A 14,804-nucleotide genomic window follows, 5' to 3' on the forward strand; every position below is an offset into this window, starting at 1 on the left:
TCAGCGGTGGCACCGGGTGCCAAGTGGCACGAATGGGACAGTCAGCGCCCGCTGTGCGGTCAGGCGCTTCTGAACAGTGGATAGTAGTTTCCTCATTGTGGAACTTCAATGGTCTGTTGACATCGAGATTCTCTGAGTCGAGGGAAGGTGGCGCTCGGTGCCACCCCGTTCACTCAAGGTGGCTCAGGTCGGCCTCGGTGTCGATGTCGTACGGCTCGGCGACGTCGGCGCACTCCACGAGCCGGATCTCCGCCTCGTGCGCCCGCAGATAGGCCCGCGCCCCGCGGTCGCCGGTGGCCGTCTCGGCGATGCCCGCCCAGCGGGCGGCGCCGAACAGCACCGGATGCCCCCGCACCCCGTCGTAGGCGGCCGACACCAGCGATTTCTCGTCCTCGTACGCGGCCAGCACCCGGGCCACGGCGGCCGGTCCGATGCCGGGCTGGTCGACCAGGGACACCAGGGCGGCGCGCGCCCCGGTCCCGGCGAGCGAGGCCAGCCCCGCGCGCAGCGAGGAGCCCATGCCCGCCGCCCAGTCGGGGTTGTCCACCAGCACGCAGTCGCCCAGCTCGGCGCGCGCCCGCACCTCGTCCGACCTGGCCCCCAGCACCACATGGAGCCGCCCGCACCCGGCCGCGCGCAGCACTCCGGCCGCGTACTCCACCAAAGGCCTGCCCCGGTGCGGCAGCAGCGCCTTGGGGCGTCCGCCGAGCCGTCTGCCGCCGCCGGCGGCGAGCAGCAGCCCCGCGACTTCCCCCTGGAGATCCTGGTTGTCCGTCATGGGTCCTGCATACCCGACGGCGACGGAACCGGCCGGTTTTTCCGGTGCCGATTCCGTTGGGCTGAATTTCGGTCCGCGCTGTGGCGCTCCCGCACGGGGTGGCGTTTACTGACCCGCGCACGAAGGGGTGGCTGGGGGAGGGCTGTGTTGCGGATCTTGGGGCAGAGGCCAGTGACCGGCAGCGACGAGGATCTCAGGGTGGCGGCACTGCAGACCGCGGTGTCCCGGCTGCGCCGCGAACTCGCGGCGCTCCCCGCGGACTTCCCGGACCGGGCGATAGCCGAGGACGAGCTCGCGGCCCTGGCCGCGATGGCCGCCGGCGGCCTGCCGGAGATCCCGCGCCTGCGCAGCTCCCTGTTACTGATCGCGGGCGCGATCGGCTCGATGAGCGCGCTGGCACGAGGACTGACAGGCGTACGGGAAGCCGTGGAACTCTTCGGCCGCCCACCCGGGCAACGCTAGCCCCCGGCCCGGCCTGGTGCGGGGCGGCGGCGCAACGCGCGAGCGGTCGTGACGTGTCCGTGGCCGGCGGGCATGCGCGGCCGCCGGCACGCCGGCTGCGGTGCGCCGGTGGCTGCCGGCACGGGCCGTGGCGCACCGGTGGCTGTGGCTGTCGCCTGGCTGTCGCCGGGCGCCGGCCGGCGCTGTTCGTCGCCGCGGTGGCGCCGGCGGTGGGCCGTGGCCGCCGGATCGCCTGCGGTGTGCCGGCTGTGCCGTCTTCGCTGGTGCGCCCGTGGTCACCGGGTCGCCCGGGGCGTACCCGGGCTCGCCGGTGTCGGCCGCCGCGCACCCGTTGTCGCCCGGTCGCCCGCGGTGCACGGCGAACGCCGCCGCCCGCGGCGCGGCGCGACCGGCGCCCGTGGCCTCCCCGCTCCGCTCCTAGACGCCCGAGCTGGCCAGTGCGTGGGAGAGTTCGCGGGCGATCTGCTGCAGTACCGGCACGATCTTGTCGGTCGCCGCCTCCGTCACCCGTCCGGCGGGCCCGGAGATGGAGATCGCCGCCGCCGTCGGGCTGTCCGGGACGGACACCGCGAGGCACCGCACCCCGATCTCCTGCTCGTTGTCGTCGACGGCGTACCCGGCCCTGCGCACGTCCGCCAGCGCGGCGAGGAACCCCTCGGGCGTGGTGATGGTCTTGTCGGTGGCCGCCGGCATCCCGGTGCGCGACAGCAGCGCCCGCACCTCGTCGTCCGGCACCCCGGCGAGCAGGGCCTTGCCCACGCCGGTGGAGTGCGGCAGCACCCGGCGGCCCACCTCGGTGAACATCCGCATCGAGTGCTTGGACGGCACCTGGGCGACGTACACGATCTCGTCCCCGTCGAGCAGCGCCATGTTCGCCGTCTCGCCGGTCTCCTCGACCAGCCGGGCCAGATACGGCCGCGCCCAGGTGCCGAGGAGCCGGGACGCGGACTCGCCGAGCCGGATCAGCCGGGGCCCGAGGGCATAGCGGCGGTTGGCCTGCTGCCGCACGTAGCCGCAGGCGACGAGGGTGCGCATCAGCCGGTGAATGGTCGGCAGGGGCAGGCCGCTGGCCGCGGACAGCTCGCTCAGGCCCACCTCGCCGCCCGCGTCCGCCATCCGCTCGAGCAGGTCGAAGGCGCGCTCCAGGGACTGCACCCCGCCGGCGGCGGGGGGCTTGGCGGAGTCGGTGGTGCTGGCGCTGGACGTCGGCACGGCGCGTTCCTTTCGGGACCTGACAGGAGGGAAGCAGCCTACCCGGCAGCCGGTTGACTCCCTGCTTGGACGTAGCTACGTTCTGCTTGCTGGAATTCTAATTCCGCTTTGTGGAAACGTCCAGAGCGGGTGCCCGCTCCGTGCCGCTCAGGAGTGTGCCTCTTGACGGCGGAGAGAGTGGAGTGAAGACTCCTTCAACAGAACGTTGAAATCCGTTACGTGGGTGTAAATCCCGTTTCCTGGACGTAAAACGGCGGTAGAGAAAGGGGTTCGGGTGTCCGACGCTGAACTGGTGCTGCGCTCGACGCGCGTGATCACTCCGGAGGGGACGCGCGCCGCGGCGGTCGCGGTGTCCGCCGGGAAGATCACGGCCGTCCTGCCGTACGACGCCGAGGTTCCGGCCACGGCCCGGCTGGAGGACGTCGGAGACCATGTCCTGCTGCCCGGACTGGTCGACACCCACGTACACGTCAACGACCCCGGCCGCACCGAGTGGGAGGGCTTCTGGACCGCCACCCGCGCGGCGGCCGCCGGCGGCATCACCACCCTGGTCGACATGCCGCTCAACTCCCTGCCGCCCACCACCACGGTCGACCATCTGCGGATCAAGCAGGACGTTGCCCGGGACAAGGCGCACATCGACGTCGGCTTCTGGGGCGGTGCCCTGCCCGACAACGTCAAGGACCTGCGCCCGCTGCACGACGCCGGCGTCTTCGGCTTCAAGGCGTTCCTGTCGCCGTCGGGCGTGGACGAGTTCCCGCACCTCGACCAGGAGCAGCTCGCGCGCTCGCTGGCGGAGACGGCCGGCTTCGACGGGCTGCTCATCGTGCACGCCGAGGACCCGCACCACCTGGCCGCCGCCCCGCAGCACGGCGGCCCGAAGTACGCCGACTTCCTGGCCTCCCGTCCGCGCGACGCCGAGGACACGGCCATCGCGGCTCTCGTCGCACAGGCCCGCCGGCTCGACGCGCGCGTGCACGTGCTGCACCTGTCCTCCAGCGACGCCCTGCCGCTGATCCGCGCCGCTCGCGCCGAGGGCGTCCGCCTCACCGTGGAGACCTGTCCGCACTACCTCACCCTGACCGCCGAGGAGGTCCCGGACGGCGCCAGCGAGTTCAAGTGCTGCCCGCCCATCCGTGAGGCCGCCAACCAGGACCTGCTCTGGGCGGCCCTCGCCGACGGCACCATCGACTGCGTGGTCACCGACCACTCGCCGTCCACGACCGATCTGAAGACGGCCGACTTCGCCACCGCCTGGGGCGGCATATCCGGCCTCCAGCTGAGCCTGCCCGCCGTATGGACCGAGGCACGCGCGCGTGGCTTCGGCCTGGAGGACGTGGTCCGCTGGATGTCCACGCGCACCGCCGAGCTGGTGGGCCTCGGCCAGAAGGGCGCCATCGAGGCCGGCCGCGACGCCGACTTCGCCGTCCTCGCCCCCGACGAGACCTTCACCGTCGACCCGGCCGGCCTCCAGCACCGCAACCGGGTCACCGCCTACGCCGGCAAGACCCTGTACGGCGTGGTCAAGTCCACCTGGCTGCGCGGCGAACGCATCGTCGCCGACGGTGAGTTCACCGAGCCGAGGGGCGCGCTGCTCAGCCGCCCCCGGTAAGCCACCCCCGCACCCGCACCCGCCGACTCCAGAAAGGACCCCCTGATCACCGTGACGGCGATACCCAGCTTCACCGGCGACGCGAACCCCTACGGAGGCGGCGACCCGTACGCGGACTACCGCACCGCCGACTTCCCCTTCACCCAGTACGCCAACCTCGCCGACCGGCAGCTCGGCGCCGGTGTCATCGCCGCGAACGACGAGTTCTTCGCCCAGCGGGAGAACCTGCTGGTGCCCGAGCGGGCCGAGTTCGACCCCGAGCACTTCGGCCACAAGGGCAAGGTCATGGACGGCTGGGAGACCCGCCGCCGGCGCGGTGCATCCGCCGAGCACCCGTGGCCGACCGCGGAGGACCACGACTGGGCGCTGGTCCGCCTCGGCGCCCCCGGGGTGATCCGCGGGATCGTGATCGACACGGCCCACTTCCGCGGCAACTACCCGCAGGCCGTCTCCGTCGAGGGCGCCACCGTACCCGGCTCGCCGTCCCCGGCGGAGCTGCTGGGCGACGACGTGAAGTGGACGACCCTGGTCCCGCGCACCCCGGTCGGCGGTCACGCGGCCAACGGGTTCGAGGTCTCGGCCGAGCAGCGCTTCACGCATCTGCGGATCAACCAGCACCCGGACGGCGGCATCGCCCGCCTGCGCGTGTACGGCGAGGTCGTGCCGGACCCGGCGTGGCTGGCGGCCCTCGGCACCTTCGACGTGGTCGCGCTGGAGAACGGCGGCCAGGCCGAGGACGCCTCCAACCTCTTCTACTCCCCGGCCACCAACACCATCCAGCCGGGCCGCTCCCGCAAGATGGACGACGGCTGGGAGACCCGGCGCCGCCGCGACCAGGGCAACGACTGGATCCGCTACCGGCTGGCCGCCCAGTCCCGGATCCGCGCGATCGAGATCGACACCGCCTACCTGAAGGGCAACAGTGCCGGCTGGGCCTCGGTCTCGGTCAAGGACGGCGAGGAGGGCGCGTGGACGGAGGTCCTCCCGCGCACCCGGCTCCAGCCCGACACCGCGCACCGGTTCGTCCTGCCCGAGGCGGCCGTAGGCACGCACGCGCGGATCGACATCTTCCCCGACGGCGGAATCTCCCGGCTGCGTCTGTTCGGCTCGCTGACCGAGCGGGGCGCGAACGGCCTGGCCGCCCGCCACCAGGAGCTGGGCGGCTGATCCCCTCCCGCGCGCGTGGGGCGCCCCGGCCCGACAGCACCGGGGCGCCCCGCGCGCCACTCACTACGCCCCGCGCGCCGCTCGTCCCGCTCCGTGTCCCACCCGCGTGCCACGGGTGCGGAACTCTTCCGTCCCCCTCCCGCGTTGTCTCCCACGTGACACTTCAGCAAGAGATCGTCGGCAACGCCATGCAGATGGCTGTCGTCAACCTGAACCCCGGCCAGACCGTCTACTGCGAGGCCGGGAAGTTCCTGTTCAAGACGGCGAACGTGACGATGGAGACCCGGTTGTCCGGCCCCTCGGGCGGCGGCGGGCAGCAGCAGGGCGGCTCGGGCGGCGGCATGGGCGGCCTGCTGCGCCAGGCCATGGGCACCGCCATGCAGGTCGGCCAGCGCGCCCTCGCCGGCGAATCGCTGGCCTTCCAGTACTTCAGCGCGCAGGGCGGCGAGGGCACGGTCGGCTTCGCCGGCGTGCTCCCCGGTGAGATGCGCGCCCTGGAGCTGGACGGCACGCGCGCGTGGTTCGCCGAGAAGGACGCCTTCGTGGCCGCCGAGTCCAGCGTCGAGTTCGGCATCGCCTTCCAGGGCGGCCGTACGGGCATGAGCGGCGGCGAGGGCTTCGTCCTGGAGAAGTTCACCGGGTACGGCACGGTGATCATCGCGGGCGCGGGCAACTTCATCGACCTGAACCCGGCGGACTTCGGCGGCCGCATCGAGGTCGACACCGGCTGTGTGGTCGCCTTCGAGGAGGGCATCCAGTACGGCGTCCAGCGCGTCGGCGGCCTCAACCGCCAGGGGATCATGAACGCCGTCTTCGGCGGCGAGGGCCTGTCCCTGGCCACCCTGGAGGGCAACGGCCGGGTGATCCTCCAGTCCCTCACCATCGAGGGCCTCGCCAACGCCCTGAAGAAGGCGCAGGGCGGCGACAAGCAGGGTCCGACCGGCGGCCTGTTCTCCACCCACGCCGGCTGAGGCGGCGGCCGGCGGCCGATGCGCTCCCGGGTGCCGGCGGGGTCTGGACCAAGGCGACGGACCCCGCCCCCGGAAAAGGCCGACCCCGCCTCGTGAGGAAGCCGGGTCTCAGGTTAACTCCCTGAAAACTCATCGGGCTTGATAGGAAATTCTTCAACTTTGTCGTTGACATGCCAACGTCTACGCGCGTCATCATGGGGGGCATGAGATTCCCCCCACGCGCTTCACGCATCGGCGCCGCGGCCGCCCTCCTGTCCGCCCTCCTGGTGGGCGGCACCGTCACCGCCACGACGGCGGACGCGGCCGCCGCCTCGGTCGGCAGCGTCTGCTACGGCGACCTGCCGTCGCAGGCCCACGACACCCTGCGGCTGATCGAACAGGGCGGCCCCTTCCCGTACTCCCAGGACGGGATCGTCTTCCAGAACCGGGAAGGCGTCCTGCCCAAGCAGTCGAGCAGCTACTACCACGAGTACACGGTGAAGACCCCCGGCTCCTCCACCCGCGGTGCGCGCCGCATCGTCACGGGCCAGGAGAACCAGGAGGACTACTACACCGCCGACCACTACGCCACGTTCGACCTGGTCGACTACGGCTGCTGAACCCGGCCGGTGCCGAGGGGACGGTGCGTCAGGCCGGGGGTCCGGCCGGCGCTCAGCCGGATCCCCGGCTCTCCGCGACGGCGAACATGGCGAACGCGAGCACCACGAGCGCGACGCTCGCGTAGACCCCGTAGCCGTCGAGGAAGCCGAGCCGCTGCACGAGGCCGATGTGCCAGTCGGTGAACTCGTGCACCAGGCCCAGCGCGCCCTGCACCAGGGCGATGAATCCAAGAAACTCCAGTGACTGCTTCACGGTCACAGTCTCGCCCCGCGGCCGACCCCCACACATCGGCCGCGGGGCGCGTACGTGGCGCCCGAAGTCTGCCCTCGCACCGGCGGCCGGCGCCGAAAGTACCCGGCGGTGCGACTTTGGTCGGTGATCCCGGGCGATCGGTCGGCGATACCGGGCGCGGAGCGGCGGCGGGGCGCGAACCCTGCGTAGATTTGTCGACCGTGAGCAATGACGTGCGGGCGCGGGCGCCGAAGGAGTTCTCGGTCCGCCGGTGGCTGTTCCCCTCCGCCCTGATCCACGAACTGGACCCGGACGCCGGGACGGCCGGCCGGCGGCCCCGGCGCACCGCGCGCGACTGGGTCGTCGACTTCGCCTGCTTCTTCCTGGCCGTCGGCCTCGGCATCGCGGCGGCGCAGTCCCTGTCCGAGGAAGCCGGCCTGCCGCACCCCCTCGCGGTACTCGACCAGGTGCTGGGCGCCCTCTCCTGCGCCGCTGTCTGGCTGCGCCGCAGGTGGCCGGTCGGGCTGGCCGTCGCCATGATCCCCGTCGGCCTGCTGTCCGACAGCGCGGGCGGCGCGGTGATGGTCGCCCTGTTCACGCTCGCCGTGCACCGGCCCTTCCGGTACGTGGCCTGGATCACCGGTATCGACCTCGCGCTGGTCCCGCTCTACTACTGGGTGCGGCCCGACCCCGACCTGCCCTACGCCGGGATCGTCGCGTTCACCCTGCTGCTCACGGTGTCGATCACCGGCTGGGGCATGTTCGTCCGCTCCAAGCGGATGCTGATGCTGAGCCTCAGGGACCGGGCGCACCGGGCGGAGACCGAGGCCCGGCTCCGTGCCGAGCAGGCGCAGCGCCTGGCCCGCGAGGCGATCGCCCGCGAGATGCACGATGTGCTGGCCCACCGGCTCACCCTGCTCAGCGTGCACGCGGGCGCCCTGGAGTTCCGGCCGGACGCGCCCCGCGAGGAGATCGCGCGGGCCGCCGGGGTGATCCGGGAGAGCGCCCACGAGGCGTTGCAGGATCTGCGGGAGATCATCGGTGTCCTGCGGGCCGGCGAGGCCGAGGAACCGTCCGGCGGGCGGCCCCAGCCGACGCTGGCGGCGGTGGACGCCCTGGTCGACGAGTGCCGCGAGGCCGGTATGAAGGTCACCCTCGACCATCGCGTGGCCGACCCGGCCGCCGTACCCGCCTCGGTCGGCCGCACCGCGTACCGCATCGCCCAGGAGGCCCTGACCAACGCCCGCAAGCACGCCCCCGGCACCGAGGTCACGGTCCGCCTCGCCGGCACTCCGGGCGAGGGCCTGACGGTCGGTGTCAGCAACCCCGCACCACCCGCCGACGTCCCGCCCGTCCCCGGCTCCGGCCAGGGCCTGATCGGCCTCACCGAACGGGCCACGCTGGCGGGCGGACGCCTGGAGCACGGCCCCCGGGCCGACGGGGGGTTCGAGGTGCGCGGGTGGCTGCCGTGGCCGGCGTCCTGAGCGACACCGCCGCGCCACGCGCGCGTGCACATGCCGACGACCGGCGGCCCGGCGCCCGCGCGCGGGCGAGGGATGGCCGCGTACCCGCCCACGCGCGCGTGCCCGGCCCCGGCGGGGGAGCCGCGCGACCCGCACGCTCCCCGGCCGCGTCGCGCCCGCGCGCGCGTGCCGCCCGCTCCTGGCCGTTCGCTCCGTACCCGCGCCCCGCCCGTGATTTCGTAGCCCCATGACTGCGACGCCGATCAGACTCCTCCTCGTCGACGACGACCCGCTCGTACGAGCCGGTCTGGCGCTCATGATCGGCGGAGCCGCGGACATCGAGATCGTCGGTGAGGCCGCCGACGGCGCGCAGGCCGAGGACCTGGTGCGGCGGACCCGGCCGGACGTCGTCCTGATGGACATCCGGATGCCGTCGGTCGACGGCATCACCGCGACCCGGCGGCTGCGCGCGCGGCCGGACGCACCGCAGGTCGTGGTGCTCACCACCTTCCACGCCGACGAGCAGGTGCTGCACGCCCTGCGCGCGGGCGCCGCCGGATTCGTGCTGAAGGACACCCCGCCCGCCGAGATCGTCGACGCCGTGCGCCGCGTCGCGGGCGGCGACCCGGTCCTGTCGCCCGCCGTCACCCGGCAGCTGATGCGGCACGCGGCCGGTACCGCCGCCGACGCCCGGCAGACCCGCGCGCGCGAACGGCTCGCCGCCCTCAACGACCGTGAACGCGAGGTCGCCGTCGCCGTCGGACGCGGACTCGCCAACGCCGCCATCGCCGCCGAACTCTTCATCAGCGTGGCCACCGTCAAGGCCCACGTCTCGCGCGTCCTCGCCAAGCTCGGCCTCGACAACCGGGTCCAGATCGCCCTGCTCGCCTACGACGCGGGCCTGCTGGAGGACGGCGACGAAGAGCGGTAGACGGCCACCGGGCGACGGCATCGGACAGGGCGAGCACGTGCCGATCGGCCCCCGCCGCCCGCCCAGCGCGACGGCGGTCCCCGGTCTCGCCTTGGACGGCGACCCGGGCGAGCGCCTGCCGGGCCTGCCGATGAGCGGTGTACGCACGCTCCGGGTGGGCTGGTAGCGGGGTCGGCGAGCGGTGGGGTCCGCTGCCGCGGCGGGCGGCCGGGGCCGTGGCGGCGGGCGCGGCGGGTGCGCGGCGCGGCACGCGCCGGCCCTCGGCCCTACGCGGGCTGCTCCTGGTCCGGGATCTCCGTGAGCGGTACGGGGCGGTGCTCCCGGCGGGAGCGCTCGCACGCCTCGGCGATCCGCAGTGCCTGCAGCGCCTCCCGGCCGTCGCACGGGTTGGCCCGCTCACCCCGTACGACCTGCACGAAGGCGTTCAGCTCGGCCTCGTAGGCGGGCCCGAACCGGTCGAGGAACCCCGCCCACGGCTTGTCCGCCGGGGGCGGTCCGGTCGGCTCGGTGGACGCGAGGGGTGTCCGGTCGTCCAGGCCCACGACCACCGTGTCGCGCTCCCCGGCCAGCTCCATGCGGACGTCGTAGCCGGCGCCGTTCAACCGGGTCGCCGTCGCCGTGGCCAGCGTGCCGTCGTCCAGCGTGAGCAGCGCGGCGCCCGTATCGACGTCCCCGGCCTCGCGGAACACGGCGGGACCGGTGTCAGAGCCGGTGGCGTACACGTCGGCCACCTCCCGGCCGGTCACCCAGCGCAGCACGTCGAAGTCGTGGATCAGCGTGTCCCGGAAGAGCCCGCCGGACAGCGCCAGCCACTCGGCGGGCGGCGGAGCCTGGTCGCAGGTCATGGCCCGTACGGTGTGCAGCCGGCCGAGCCGGCCCGCGCGGACGGCCTCGCGGGCGCCGGCGTAGCCCGCGTCGAAGCGCCGCTGGAAGCCCATCTGCAAAACCGTCCCGGCGGCGGCCACCTCGGCGAGCGCCTGCAGTGTGCCCGGCAGGTCCAGCGCGATCGGCTTCTCGCAGAAGACCGGCAGAGCCGAACGGGCCGCCCGGCCGATGAGTTCGGCGTGGGCCTCCGTCCCGGTGGTGATCACCACCGCGTCCACGCCCCACCGGAAGATCTCGTCCACGCCCGGCGCCACCGTCTCGCCGAGGCGGTGCGCCAGCGCCTGCGCCCGCGCCGGGTCCGCGTCCGTCAGGATCAGGGATCCGACCTCGCGATGACGGCTGAGCGTCCTCGCGTGAAGGGTGCCGATCCGGCCTGTCCCGATGACCCCGATGCGCATGGAAACAAAGTGAGGTCAGACACCGTACGCTGTCAATGCGTATGTCCGGACAATCGGACTACACGACTTCCCGTCAACAAGGCACCGGGCTACGCTCGGGCCGTGCCGAAACCAGATGTGGACCCGACCGTGTCGCTCGAACTCCGTGTGGACCGTAGCTCCCCGGTGCCGCTGTACTTCCAGCTCTCCCAGCAGCTGGAGGCCGCCATCGAGCAGGGCACCCTCACCCCGGGCAGTCTGCTGGGCAACGAGATCGAGCTCGCCGCGCGGCTCGGCCTGTCCCGGCCGACCGTCCGCCAGGCCATCCAGTCCCTCGTCGACAAGGGGCTCCTCGTCCGGCGCCGGGGCGTGGGCACGCAGGTGGTGCACAGCCAGGTCAAGCGCCCGCTGGAGCTGAGCAGTCTCTACGACGACCTGGAGGCGGCCGGTCAGCGGCCCGCGACCAAGGTGCTGGTCAACACGGTCGTGCCGGCCTCCGCCGCGGTCGCCGCCGCGCTCGGTGTCACCGAGGGCGGAGACGTCCACCGCGTCGAGCGGCTGCGCCTCGCGCACGGCGAACCGATGGCCTACCTGATCAACCATCTGCCGCCGGGCCTGCTCGACCTCGACACCGGCCAGCTGGAGGCCACCGGCCTGTACCGGCTGATGCGGGCCGCCGGGATCACCCTGCACAGCGCCCGCCAGTCCATCGGTGCCCGCGGCGCCACGGCCGCCGAGGCCGAGCGGCTCACCGAGACCGAGGGAGCGCCGCTGCTCACCATGCAGCGCACCACCTTCGACGACACCGGTCGCGCGGTCGAGTTCGGCGACCACACCTACCGGCCGAGCCGCTACTCCTTCGAGTTCCAGCTGCTCGTGCGGCCGTGATCGCACCCCGCGCGTTCGTCGCAATGTCCGGACAATAGGACGGATCTGCGGTCCCCTGTCGTGCCAGGCGCGTGCGCTGTGTTCGATACTGAAGTGTTTGGGGCAGGTGAGGTCGCCGCCGGGACACACCGACGGTGAGGTCGCCCGCCCCTTACGCACGTCGGAGCAGAGCAAGAGCACAGCAAGAAGGGCACGGCCTCGTGGCACGGTTTCGGACCTGGGTAGGCATAGCGCTGGCGGGGGCACTCTCCGTGTCCTTGGCGGCATGCAGCAGCACCGGAGGCAAGCGGGCGGAGGACGCCCGCAAGGCCGCGGCGGCCCAGGGGAGAGCGGCGGTGAACACCCCGCGCTGGACCTTCGCGATGATCACCCACTCGGGAGACGGCGACACCTTCTGGGACATCGTGCAGAGCGGCGCCAAGCAGGCCGCGGTCAAGGACAACATCAACTTCCTGTACTCGCACGACGACGAGGCCCAGCAGCAGGCGCAGCTGGTGGACGCGGCCGTCGACAAGAAGGTCGACGCCATCATCGTCACCCTCGCGAAGCCGGACGCGATGAAGGCCGCTCTGGCCCGCGCGGAGAAGGCCGGCATCCCGGTGATCACGGTGAACTCCGGGTCCGCCGAGTCCAAGGCCTTCGGCGCCCTGACCCACATCGGCCAGGACGAGACCATCGCGGGCGAGGCCGTCGGCGACGAGCTGAACGAGCGCGGCCGCAAGAAGGCGCTGTGCGTCCTGCACGAGCAGGGCAACATCGGCCACGAGCAGCGCTGCGACGGCGTCGCCAAGACCTTCCGCGGCAGCCTGCGCAAGCTCTACGTCAACGGCACCAACATGCCCGACGTGCAGTCCGCGATCGAGGCCAAGCTCCAGGCCGACAAGTCCATCGACTCCGTCGTCACCCTCGGCGCCCCCTACGCGGACACCGCCGTGAAGGCGAAGACGGACGCGGGCAGCAAGGCCGAGATCGACACCTTCGACCTCAACGCCAAGGTCGCCGCGGAGCTGAAGGCCGGCACCCTCGGCTTCGCCGTGGACCAGCAGCCGTACCTCCAGGGCTACCAGGCCGTCGACCTGCTGTGGCTGTACAAGTACAACGGCGATGTCCTCGGCGGCGGCAAGCCGGTCCTGACCGGACCGCAGATCATCACCAAGGACCAGGCGGCCGAGCTGGCGGAGTACACGGATCGGGGCACCCGATGACCGCCGCAGCGGAACAGGCCGACGGCCGGAAGACCGACGACCAGACGACCGACGGCCGGAAGACCGACGACCAGACGACCGACGGCCGGAAGACCGACGACCAGACGGCCGACGAAAGGATTCTGCGGACCTCGCCGCTGCGGAAGCTGCTCGGCCGCCCGGAACTGGGCTCGGTCGTCGGCGCCCTGGCCGTCTTCGTCGTGTTCGCCGTCGCCGCCGACGGCTTCCTGCACACCTCAAGCCTCAGCACGGTGCTGTACGCCTCGTCGACCATCGGCATCATGGCCGTCCCCGTGGCCCTGCTGATGATCGGCGGCGAGTTCGACCTGTCGGCGGGCGTCCTGGTGACCTCGTCCGCGCTGATCTCGTCGATGTTCAGCTACCAGATGACGGCCAACACCTGGGTCGGCGTCGGCGTCTCGCTCCTGGTCACCCTGGCCGTCGGCGCCTTCAACGGCTTCATGCTCACCCGCACCAAGCTGCCCAGCTTCATCGTCACGCTGGGCACCTTCCTGATGCTGACCGGCATGAACCTCGGCTTCACCAAGCTGATCGACGGCACGGTCTCCACCAAGACCATCGGCGACATGGAGGGCTTCCCGAGCGCCCACGCCGTCTTCGCCTCGACGCTCAGCCTCGGCGGTGTCGACGTCAAGGTCACCATCCTGTGGTGGCTCGGCCTGGTCGCCCTCGCCTCCTGGATCCTGCTGCGCACCCGCACGGGCAACTGGATCTTCGCCGTCGGCGGCAACGAGGACGCGGCCCGCGCGGTCGGCGTGCCCGTGGCCAGGACCAAGATCGGCCTCTACATGGGCGTCGCGTTCGGCGCCTGGATCTCCGGCCAGCACCTGCTCTTCTCGTTCGACGCCGTCCAGTCCGGCGAAGGCGTCGGCAACGAGCTGATCTACATCATCGCGGCCGTCATCGGCGGCTGCCTGATCACCGGCGGCTACGGCAGCGCGGTCGGCTCGGCCGTGGGCGCGCTCCTGTTCGGCATGACCAGCAAGGGCATCGTCTTCGCCGAGTGGAACCCGGACTGGTTCAAGTTCTTCCTGGGAGCGATGCTGCTCCTCGCGACCCTGCTCAACACCTGGGTCCGCAAGCGCGCGGAGGCCGTGAAATGACCGAGACCGAGACCACGGCCGAGACCGAGACCACGGCCGCGACCGAGCCCGCGACCGAGACGCGTACGGCCCTGGTGGAGCTGTCCGGCGTGGGCAAGCGCTACGGCAATGTCCGCGCCCTGGAAGGTGTCTCGCTGGAGGTCCACGCGGGCGAGATCACCTGCGTCCTCGGCGACAACGGCGCGGGCAAGTCCACGCTGATCAAGACGATCGCGGGCCTGCACCGGCACGACACGGGCACCCTGCGCATCGAGGGCGAGGAGACCCGTCTCGCCTCCCCGCGCGAGGCCCTGGACCGGGGCATCGCCACCGTCTACCAGGACCTGGCCGTCGTCCCGCTGATGCCGGTCTGGCGCAACTTCTTCCTCGGCTCGGAGCCCCGCACCGGCGTCGGCCCCTTCAAGCGCCTGGACACCGGCCTGATGCGCCGCACCACCCGCGAGGCACTGCTGCGCATGGGCATCGACCTGCGCGACGTCGACCAGCCCATCGGCACCCTCTCCGGCGGCGAACGCCAGTGCGTGGCGATCGCCCGCGCGGTGCACTTCGGCGCGAAGGTCCTGATCCTGGACGAGCCGACGGCGGCCCTCGGGGTGAAGCAGTCCGGTGTGGTGCTCAAATATGTGGCCGCGGCACGGGACGAGGGCCTGGGCGTCGTCTTGATCACCCACAACCCGCATCACGCGTATCTGGTGGGCGACCGTTTCGTGCTGCTCAGGCGCGGCACGATGGTGGGCCATCACACACGGGACGAGATCAGCCTGGACGAACTGACCCGGCAGATGGCCGGCGGGTCCGATCTGGAGGCCCTGCGCCACGAGCTGCGCCGGAGCTGACGGGCGCGGGGAAGCGCGTCCCGCACAGCACGCCGCCGCACCCGGCCCCGCGCGCGCTCCCC

General features: G+C 72.4%; 15 protein-coding genes. 11 read left to right on the forward strand and 4 right to left on the reverse strand.

The window, feature by feature from the left end:
• Positions 1–169: 169 nt before the first annotated feature.
• Entirely contained in the window at positions 170–778 is a 609-nt protein-coding gene (locus ACF073_RS06890; protein ID WP_392067301.1) for an NTP transferase domain-containing protein, read from the reverse strand.
• 144 nt (positions 779–922) lie between these two features.
• On the opposite strand from ACF073_RS06890, the gene ACF073_RS06895 reads away from it, so the two are divergent.
• On the forward strand, positions 923–1,240 hold the full coding sequence (locus ACF073_RS06895) for a DUF5955 family protein (RefSeq protein WP_392067302.1): 318 nt from the start codon (positions 923–925) through the stop codon (positions 1,238–1,240).
• Between the two features lie 417 nt (positions 1,241–1,657).
• Here ACF073_RS06895 and ACF073_RS06900 read toward each other — a convergent pair whose 3' ends face one another.
• On the reverse strand, positions 1,658–2,452 hold the full coding sequence (locus tag ACF073_RS06900) for an IclR family transcriptional regulator (RefSeq protein WP_392067303.1): 795 nt from the start codon (positions 2,450–2,452) through the stop codon (positions 1,658–1,660).
• Between the two features lie 274 nt (positions 2,453–2,726).
• On the opposite strand from ACF073_RS06900, the gene allB reads away from it, so the two are divergent.
• From allB to ACF073_RS06920, 4 genes are all read left to right on the forward strand, one after another.
• Positions 2,727–4,064 (forward strand): allantoinase AllB, encoded by a 1,338-nt coding sequence (gene allB, locus ACF073_RS06905; protein ID WP_392067304.1) that lies wholly within the window; start codon positions 2,727–2,729, stop codon positions 4,062–4,064.
• Between the two features lie 51 nt (positions 4,065–4,115).
• On the forward strand, positions 4,116–5,231 hold the full coding sequence (alc, locus tag ACF073_RS06910) for an allantoicase (protein WP_392067305.1): 1,116 nt from the start codon (positions 4,116–4,118) through the stop codon (positions 5,229–5,231).
• 155 nt (positions 5,232–5,386) lie between these two features.
• On the forward strand, positions 5,387–6,202 hold the full coding sequence (locus ACF073_RS06915; RefSeq protein ID WP_392067306.1) for an AIM24 family protein: 816 nt from the start codon (positions 5,387–5,389) through the stop codon (positions 6,200–6,202).
• A gap of 203 nt (positions 6,203–6,405) precedes the next feature.
• Positions 6,406–6,801, forward strand: a complete 396-nt coding sequence (locus ACF073_RS06920; RefSeq protein ID WP_392067307.1) for a ribonuclease domain-containing protein — start codon at positions 6,406–6,408, stop codon at positions 6,799–6,801.
• 52 nt (positions 6,802–6,853) lie between these two features.
• On the opposite strand, the gene ACF073_RS06925 is transcribed toward ACF073_RS06920, so the two are convergent.
• A complete protein-coding gene (locus ACF073_RS06925) occupies positions 6,854–7,054 on the reverse strand; it encodes a hypothetical protein (protein ID WP_392067308.1) in 201 nt (66 codons plus the stop codon).
• Between the two features lie 200 nt (positions 7,055–7,254).
• Here ACF073_RS06925 and ACF073_RS06930 point away from each other — a divergent pair, with 200 nt between their 5' ends.
• Together ACF073_RS06930 and ACF073_RS06935 are read left to right on the forward strand one after the other, a co-directional pair.
• Positions 7,255–8,517 carry a sensor histidine kinase gene (locus tag ACF073_RS06930; protein ID WP_392067309.1) on the forward strand — a complete coding sequence of 421 codons (1,263 nt, stop codon included), beginning with the start codon at positions 7,255–7,257 and terminating at the stop codon, positions 8,515–8,517.
• 226 nt (positions 8,518–8,743) lie between these two features.
• On the forward strand, positions 8,744–9,427 hold the full coding sequence (locus ACF073_RS06935; protein ID WP_392067310.1) for a response regulator: 684 nt from the start codon (positions 8,744–8,746) through the stop codon (positions 9,425–9,427).
• Positions 9,428–9,693: 266 nt separating this feature from the next.
• On the opposite strand, the gene ACF073_RS06940 is transcribed toward ACF073_RS06935, so the two are convergent.
• Positions 9,694–10,710: a Gfo/Idh/MocA family oxidoreductase gene (locus ACF073_RS06940; RefSeq protein WP_392067311.1), complete on the reverse strand. Its 1,017-nt coding sequence runs from the start codon at positions 10,708–10,710 to the stop codon at positions 9,694–9,696.
• Between the two features lie 129 nt (positions 10,711–10,839).
• Here ACF073_RS06940 and ACF073_RS06945 point away from each other — a divergent pair, with 129 nt between their 5' ends.
• The 4 genes from ACF073_RS06945 (at position 10,840) to ACF073_RS06960 (ending at position 14,742) form a co-directional block, all read left to right on the forward strand.
• The gene (locus ACF073_RS06945) at positions 10,840–11,577 is read left to right on the forward strand and encodes a GntR family transcriptional regulator (protein WP_392067713.1); all 738 of its coding nucleotides are present in this window, start codon (positions 10,840–10,842) and stop codon (positions 11,575–11,577) included.
• Positions 11,578–11,777: 200 nt separating this feature from the next.
• Entirely contained in the window at positions 11,778–12,782 is a 1,005-nt protein-coding gene (locus ACF073_RS06950; protein ID WP_392067312.1) for a sugar ABC transporter substrate-binding protein, read from the forward strand.
• The gene (locus ACF073_RS06955) at positions 12,779–13,906 is read left to right on the forward strand and encodes an ABC transporter permease (RefSeq protein WP_392067313.1); all 1,128 of its coding nucleotides are present in this window, start codon (positions 12,779–12,781) and stop codon (positions 13,904–13,906) included. Before ACF073_RS06950 ends, ACF073_RS06955 begins: the two co-directional genes overlap by 4 nt.
• Positions 13,903–14,742 carry an ATP-binding cassette domain-containing protein gene (locus ACF073_RS06960; protein ID WP_392067314.1) on the forward strand — a complete coding sequence of 280 codons (840 nt, stop codon included), beginning with the start codon at positions 13,903–13,905 and terminating at the stop codon, positions 14,740–14,742. Before ACF073_RS06955 ends, ACF073_RS06960 begins: the two co-directional genes overlap by 4 nt.
• Positions 14,743–14,804: the final 62 nt, after the last annotated feature.

It is taken from the genome of Streptomyces sp. NPDC015171 (assembly GCF_043079545.1).
Lineage (GTDB): Bacteria > Actinomycetota > Actinomycetes > Streptomycetales > Streptomycetaceae > Streptomyces.

Excerpts from the sequence above, each read along its gene's own strand:
- ACF073_RS06955 (WP_392067313.1), top strand. The coding sequence starts at position 12,779 with ATGACCGCCGCAGCGGAACAGGCCGACGGCCGGAAGACCGACGACCAG.
- ACF073_RS06960 (WP_392067314.1), top strand. The coding sequence starts at position 13,903 with ATGACCGAGACCGAGACCACGGCCGAGACCGAGACCACGGCCGCGACC.
- ACF073_RS06935 (WP_392067310.1), top strand. The coding sequence starts at position 8,744 with ATGACTGCGACGCCGATCAGACTCCTCCTCGTCGACGACGACCCGCTC.
- ACF073_RS06940 (WP_392067311.1), bottom strand. The coding sequence starts at position 10,710 with ATGCGCATCGGGGTCATCGGGACAGGCCGGATCGGCACCCTTCACGCG.
- ACF073_RS06890 (WP_392067301.1), bottom strand. The coding sequence starts at position 778 with ATGACGGACAACCAGGATCTCCAGGGGGAAGTCGCGGGGCTGCTGCTC.
- ACF073_RS06920 (WP_392067307.1), top strand. The coding sequence starts at position 6,406 with ATGAGATTCCCCCCACGCGCTTCACGCATCGGCGCCGCGGCCGCCCTC.